Source organism: Modestobacter sp. SYSU DS0904 (assembly GCF_054051115.1).
In genome coordinates, this window is record NZ_JBJHAQ010000047.1 from 21530 (window position 1) to 27795 (window position 6266).

The following is a 6266-nucleotide window of genomic DNA, read 5'->3' on the forward strand; positions in this document are numbered from 1 at the left end:
CTCCGCGGCCTGGAGTGGCCCGGGCCGCTCCGGGCGGTTGATCACCGGTGGCGCACGTCCGGCGTCGCGGTGGGAGGATCGCCGGCATGACCGCCGCGGAGGAGACCCCGCACCCACGGGTCGCCGAGGTCACCCGGCTGCTCCGCGCCGCCGGCGCCCCGGGCGAGGTGCGCGTGCTGCCCGACAGCGCCCGCACCGCAGCGGCCGCCGCCGCCGCGCTCGACGTCCCGGTCGGTGCGATCGCCAACAGCCTGGTGTTCGACGCCGGCGGGCAGCCGGTGCTGGTGCTGACCAGCGGCGCGCACCGGGTCGACGAGTCGCTGGTGGCCGGCCTGCTGGGCGTCTCCTCGCTCACCCGGGCGAGCCCGGCGTTCGTCCGCGAGCACACCGGCCAGGCCATCGGCGGGGTCGCCCCGATCGGGCACCCGGCACCGATCGGCACCCTGGTCGACGTCGAGCTGGCCCGGTACCCCACGGTGTGGGCCGCGGCCGGTCACCCGCACGCCGTCTTCCCCACCACCTACGACGAGCTGCTGCAGCTCACCGCCGGCACGGCCGCCGAGGTCGGCCCCGGGCCCGCGGTCCCCCAGGAGGCCCACCGATGACCGGCACCACCCCCGCCACCCGGGTCACCGAGATCCCGGCCGGCTGGCTGCGCGAGCACCTGCACGAGGCGCTGGCCGTCTACGGCGCGGCGATGGGCTACGGCGAGTCCGTCGTCGCCGGCCGCTACGGCTACGCCGTCCAGCACACCGAGCGCCCCGGCTTCCGGGCCGTCGGCGCGTTCGCCGAGGGGGCCCCCGGCGACGGCACCGAGCGGCTGGTCGGCTTCGGCTACGGCTACCTGGTCGAGCCGGGCCAGTGGTGGCACGACCAGGTGCGCAACGCGCTGGACCGGCGGACCGCGAAGCAGTGGCTGCCCGGCGCGTTCGAGGTGTGCGAGCTGCACGTGCTGCCCGACCACCAGAGCCGGGGCATCGGCCGCCAGCTGCTGCACGCGCTGGTGGCCGACCTGCCGCACCCGGCGGCGCTGCTGAGCACCCCGGACACCGACACCAAGGCCTTCCGGCTGTACCACGCCGACGGCTTCGTCGACCTGGCCCGCGGCTACCACTTCCCCGGCGACTCAAGGCCCTTCGCCATCCTGGGCGCCCGCCTCCCGCTCACCCCCACCGCCCGGAGGGCGTGATCAGCACCAGCCGCCCGGAGGGTCCGACCAGCACCGACAGCACCGTCGACGCCGTCGTCATCGGCTCCGGGCACAACGGCCTCGTCGCCGCCTGCCACCTGGCCCGCGCCGGCCTGCGGGTCGAGGTGGTCGAGCGGGACGAGGTGCTCGGCGGCGCGGTCTCCACCGTCGAGCGGTGGCCCGGCGTGCGGGTCGACCGGGGGTCCAGCGCGCACGTGATCATCCGGCACAGCGGCGTGGTCGAGGAGCTGGAGCTCGAGCGCTTCGGGCTGCGGTACGTCGACTGCGACCCCTGGGGCTTCGCCCCCGCACCCGCGCCCGGCGACCCCGGTCCTGACGGTCGCCCGCTGGTGTTCTCCGTCGACCTGGACGCCACCTGCGCCTCCATCGCGGCGGCCTGCGGGGAGGCCGACGCCGCGGCCTACCGCCGGTTCGTCGCGGTCTGGGGCCCGCGCAGCGCCGCCGTCGTCAAGGCCTTCGGCGACCGCCCGGCGATGAGCCGGCTGGTCCGGCACCTCTGGCCGGTCGGCGCGCCGCGGCGCGGCCAGCCGCGCACCCCGGGCGGGGAGATCGCCACCGACTTCCTCGGCTCCGGCGACGCGCTGCTGGACCGGTGGTTCACCAGCGAGCGGCTCAAGGCGGCGCTGGCCTGGTTCGGCGCCCAGTCCGGGCCGCCGATGTCCGAGCCGGGCACGGCCGCGATGGTCGCCTGGGTCGCCCTGCTGCACGACGTCCCGCCCGGGCACCCGGTGGGCGGCTCCGGCGGCCTCACCGAGGCGCTGGCCGCGCGGCTGGCCGCCGACGGTGGCCGGGTCACCCTCGGCGACGGCGCCGCCCGGCTGCTGGTCGACGACGGCCGGGTGACCGGCGTGCAGACCGAGTCCGGCCGGCGGATCCGGGCCGGCACCGTCGTCGCCGCCTGCCACGTGCTGACCACCAAGGCCCTCGCCGGGGACGACGCACCCCCGGCGCTGACCACCGCCGAACCGCCGGTGGGCAACGGGTTCGGCCTGGTGCTGCGCGCGCAGACCAACGCCCTCCCCCGCTACCCCGGCGCGGGCGACGAGGCGTTGCAGGGACTGCAACTGCTGTGCACCGACCGGGCCCAGCTCGCCCGCGCGCACGGTGACTGGCTGGCCGGCGAGCTGCCCCGGGAGCCGGTGCCGCTGGCGATGTCGTTCTCCGCGAGCGACCCGAGCCTGGCCCCGCCCGGGCAGCACGTGGTCACCATCTGGGGTCAGTGGTACCCCTACACGCTCGCCGACGGGTCGGACTGGGACACCATCGCCGACGCCGCCGCCCAGCAGCTGATCGCCGCGGTGGACCGGTACGCGCCGGGGTTCGCCGACTCGGTACAGCGGCTGTACGTGCAGACCCCGCTGGCCCTGGAACGGGAGCTGGGTCTGCTGCGCGGCAACGTGATGCACGTGGAGATGGGGCTGGCCAGCATGTTCGGCTTCCGCCCCACCCCCGCGCTCTCCGGGCACCGGGTGCCGGGGCTGGCCGGGCTCTACCTCGCCGGCGCGTCCACCCACCCCGGCGGTGGGGTCTCCGGCAACTCCGGGCGCACCGCCGCCCGGGTGGTGCTCGCCGACCGACGGCCGGCCGCCCGCCTGCGCACCCTCGCCGGCGAGCGGCTGCGGAGCGCCCGGCGGTGACCGGCACGGTCACCGAGCGGCGCCCGGTCGCCGGGCGGGCGCCGGCCGCCTGGCTGCCCTGGGCGCTGGCGGTCGGCGTCGTCGCCACCGCGATCGCCTACCCGCTCACCGAGGGCGGCGCCCGGGACACGGTCAGCTGGACGATCGTGCTGCTGGGCACGGGGGTCACGGTCAGCGCGGCGACGGTGAGCCGCGGCTGGCGCACCGGGCTGGGGGTGCTGGTGCTCGTCGGCGCCGTGGCGGTGCTGTTCGAGGCGCTCGGGCTGGCCACCGGCTTCCCCTACGGCGAGTACGCCTACAGCGACGTCCTGGGGCCCACGCTGCTCGGGGTGCCGTTCCTGGTGCCGCTGGCCTGGCTGATGATGGCCTGGCCCAGCTGGGTGCTGGCCGCGTGGCTGACCCGCCCGCTCCGGCGTCCCCGCGTGGCCCGGGTGCTGGTGGCCGCCTACGTCTTCGCCGCCTGGGACGTCGTCCTGGACCCGCAGCTGGTGCAGGCCGGCTACTGGCGCTGGGCGCACCCGGAACCGGGCCTGCCCGGGATCGACACCGTGCCGCTGACCAACCTGGGCGGCTGGCTGCTGGCCGGGCTGGTGCTGATGACGCTGCTGGACCTGCTGGTCACCCGCACCGCGCGCCCCCGCCGCACCCGGGACGCCCCGCCGATGCTGGTGCTGGCCTGGATGACCCTGGGCGGGGCGCTGGCGCACGCCGGGTGGCTCGACCTCCCCGGCTCTGCGCTCTGGGGGCTGCTGCTGGCGCTGCCGGTGCTCGCCGCGGTGGCCGTGCGGGCGCGCCGATGAGCCGGCTTGTCCGGGTCTGCGCCGGCCTCTCCGTGCTCGGCGCGGTGCACGCCGCGGTCAACACCCGGCTGTTGCGCCGCCCGCCCGCTGCCCCGCCGTCCCTGACCCGGCGGGTCACCGTGGTGCTGCCGGTCCGCGACGAGGCCGACCAGGTCGGCGACTGCCTGGCCGCGGTGCTCGACCAGCGCGGCGTGCCGCACCTGGCGGTCGTGGTGGTGGACGACGGGTCGACCGACGGCACCGCCGAGCGCATCCCCGCCGACGACCGGATCACCCTGCTCCGCGCGACCCCGCCCGCGCCGGGCTGGCTGGGCAAGCCGAACGCCTGCGCGCAGGGCGCGGCGGCCGCCGGCGACGCCGACGTGCTGGTCTTCCTCGACGCCGACGTCCGGCTGATGCCCGACGCGATCGCGGCCGCCGTCGCGCTGCTCGACGAGGCGTGGCTGGACCTGGTCTCCCCCTGGCCCCGGCAGCTGGCCGGCAGCGCCGCCGAGCGGTTGGTGCAGCCGCTCCAGCAGTGGCTGTGGGCCACCCTGCTGCCGCTGCGCGCGGCGGAGCGGTCCCCACGGCCGTCGCTGGCGGCGGCCAACGGGCAGTTCCTGGTGGTCCGGCGGTCCGCCTACGACCGGGCCGGTGGGCACGCGGCGGTGCGCGGCGAGGTGATCGAGGACGTCGCCCTGCTGCGCGCGGTGAAGTCGGCCGGCGGCCGCGGCGTCGTCGTCGACGGGTCGACGCTGGCCGCCTGCCGGATGTACCGCGGCTGGCCGGAGGTCCGTGCCGGGTACGCCAAGTCGCTCTGGTCGGCCGTCGGCGGACGGCCGGTGGCCGCCGTGGCCGCCGCCGCCGGGCTGACCGCGGTGTGGCTGGTCCCGCCGCTGGCCGCGCTCACCGGCTCCCGCGCCGGCGCGGTCGGCTACGCCGCCGGGGTCGCCGGGCGGGCCGTCGTCGCCGCCCGCACGGGCAGCCGGTCCTGGCCCGACGCGCTGGCGCACCCGGTGTCGATCGCCCTGCTCGACGTGCTGGTCGCCCGGTCGCTGGTCGACCGCCGGCGGGGGACGCTGCAGTGGCGGGGCCGAACCCTGGCGGTGGCGGGTGCGGACCACCCGGCGCCCACCGCCCCGCACCCCTAGCCTGGAGCCATGGACCCCAGCGAGCTGCTCGCCCTGCGCGCCGACGATCGCGCCGCCCTCGTCCTGGTCGGTCTGCGCGGCGACTGGTAGCCCTACTGCTGCGCCCAGGCGGTCCGCCTGGCCCGGTCCTCGTCCCGCTTCTCCGCCGCCGGTGCGGAGGTGGTGCTCGCGTCGGTCGATCCGCCCGAGGTCCAGCTGGCCATGAACCGGACGTGGCACCTGCCCTTCCGGTGGGCCAGCGACCCCGACGGAGAACGGCTGGCCAAGCCGCTGGGCGCCTGGGACGCCGACGCGTCGATCTTCCGGCCGCTCGTCGTCGTCCTGGCCCCGGACGGCCGCGAGGTGTTCCGGGAGCTGTCCCGGGACTTCACCGACCGGACCGATGACGAACCGGTGCTGGCCGCGGTCGAGGCACTGCAGCTGCCGGCGCTGCCCGAGCCCGCCCCGTGGGCCCCGGCCGGCGTGACCCCCCGGCCGTCGGAGCGGGCGTTCCAGCCCCGGTCGTTCATCCCGTACTTCCGGGCGATCCGGTTCAACACGATGGCGCTGAGCCAGCGGATGGTCGACGACCGGGACCGCGACCAGCTGGTCACCGAGCAGCGGATGGCCGAGTCGTTCCTCGCCGCCTTCGACGACTGGCGCGCCGAGCACCCACCGGAGCGCCAGGGCCAGAGCTGAGCCACGAGCGGCCGGGCGCGATGATGACCGGGTGACCGAACCGAGCAGCCCACCACGGGTGCACTTCGATCCCACCGAGATGGCACCCGGGGCCTTCTACCGGGTGCTCAACTCCGTGGTCGTCCCCCGGCCGATCGCCTGGGTCTGCACCCGCTCGGCGGAGGGCGTGCTGAACCTCGCCCCGCACTCCTTCTACACGGTCTCCTGCGTCGACCCGCCGGTCGTCCAGTTCACCTCGGTGGGGCGCAAGGACTCGCTCACCAACGCCGAGCAGACCCGGGAGTTCACCGTCAGCCTCACCCCCGAGGCGCTGTTCGAGCAGGTCAACGCCACCGGCACCGACTTCCCACCGGACCAGGACGAGGCCCAGCACACCGGGGTGCGGCTGGAGCCCAGCGCCGCGGTCGGCGTGCCCCGGGTGGCCGAGTCGCCGGTGTCGCTGGAGTGCGTGCTGCACGGCACGGTGTCCTTCGGCGACAGCACCGTCGTCTTCGGCCGGGTCGTGCACATCACCGTCCACGAGTCCGCCGTCGAGGACGGCCGGCCTCGGATCGAGGGACTGCGGCCGCTGGCCCGGCTCGGCGGCAACGAGTGGTCGACGATCGGCGAGGTCAGGGAGATCCGCCGGATCCCCTACCGCGACTGGGCCGGGGACCCCGGGATCGGCGAGCGCCTGCGCGGCGGCTAGTTGTACTGAGCAGGACCGTTGTTGACGCGGGAGCGACCTCCGGGTCGGGTGGAGCTGTCTGACGGCATCCATTCCGACCGCGGAGGTCGCTCGTGTCCCACGCTAACGCCCGACTGACTCCGG

The 6266-nt window shown here is 76.6% G+C and carries 7 protein-coding genes; all 7 read left to right on the plus strand.

The window, feature by feature from the left end:
• The first annotated feature begins 86 nt into the window (after positions 1–86).
• The 7 genes from ACI79U_RS19680 to ACI79U_RS19710 all read left to right on the plus strand — a co-directional run bounded on the left by ACI79U_RS19680 (position 87) and on the right by ACI79U_RS19710 (position 6143).
• The gene (locus ACI79U_RS19680) at positions 87–605 is read left to right on the plus strand and encodes a YbaK/EbsC family protein (RefSeq protein WP_457070352.1); all 519 of its coding nucleotides are present in this window, start codon (positions 87–89) and stop codon (positions 603–605) included.
• The gene (locus tag ACI79U_RS19685; RefSeq protein WP_457070350.1) at positions 602–1189 is read left to right on the plus strand and encodes a GNAT family N-acetyltransferase; all 588 of its coding nucleotides are present in this window, start codon (positions 602–604) and stop codon (positions 1187–1189) included. The genes ACI79U_RS19680 and ACI79U_RS19685 overlap by 4 nt, the downstream gene beginning before the upstream one ends.
• The gene (locus tag ACI79U_RS19690; RefSeq protein WP_457070348.1) at positions 1186–2847 is read left to right on the plus strand and encodes a phytoene desaturase family protein; all 1662 of its coding nucleotides are present in this window, start codon (positions 1186–1188) and stop codon (positions 2845–2847) included. Before ACI79U_RS19685 ends, ACI79U_RS19690 begins: the two co-directional genes overlap by 4 nt.
• The gene (locus ACI79U_RS19695; protein ID WP_457070346.1) at positions 2844–3647 is read left to right on the plus strand and encodes a carotenoid biosynthesis protein; all 804 of its coding nucleotides are present in this window, start codon (positions 2844–2846) and stop codon (positions 3645–3647) included. Before ACI79U_RS19690 ends, ACI79U_RS19695 begins: the two co-directional genes overlap by 4 nt.
• Complete coding sequence (locus ACI79U_RS19700) at positions 3644–4777, plus strand: glycosyltransferase (protein WP_457070344.1); 1134 nt, start codon at positions 3644–3646, stop codon at positions 4775–4777. Before ACI79U_RS19695 ends, ACI79U_RS19700 begins: the two co-directional genes overlap by 4 nt.
• 117 nt (positions 4778–4894) lie before the next feature.
• A complete protein-coding gene (locus ACI79U_RS19705; protein WP_457072680.1) occupies positions 4895–5455 on the plus strand; it encodes a peroxiredoxin family protein in 561 nt (186 codons plus the stop codon).
• 31 nt (positions 5456–5486) lie between these two features.
• A complete protein-coding gene (locus ACI79U_RS19710) occupies positions 5487–6143 on the plus strand; it encodes a flavin reductase family protein (protein ID WP_457070342.1) in 657 nt (218 codons plus the stop codon).
• The last annotated feature ends 123 nt before the right edge of the window (positions 6144–6266 follow it).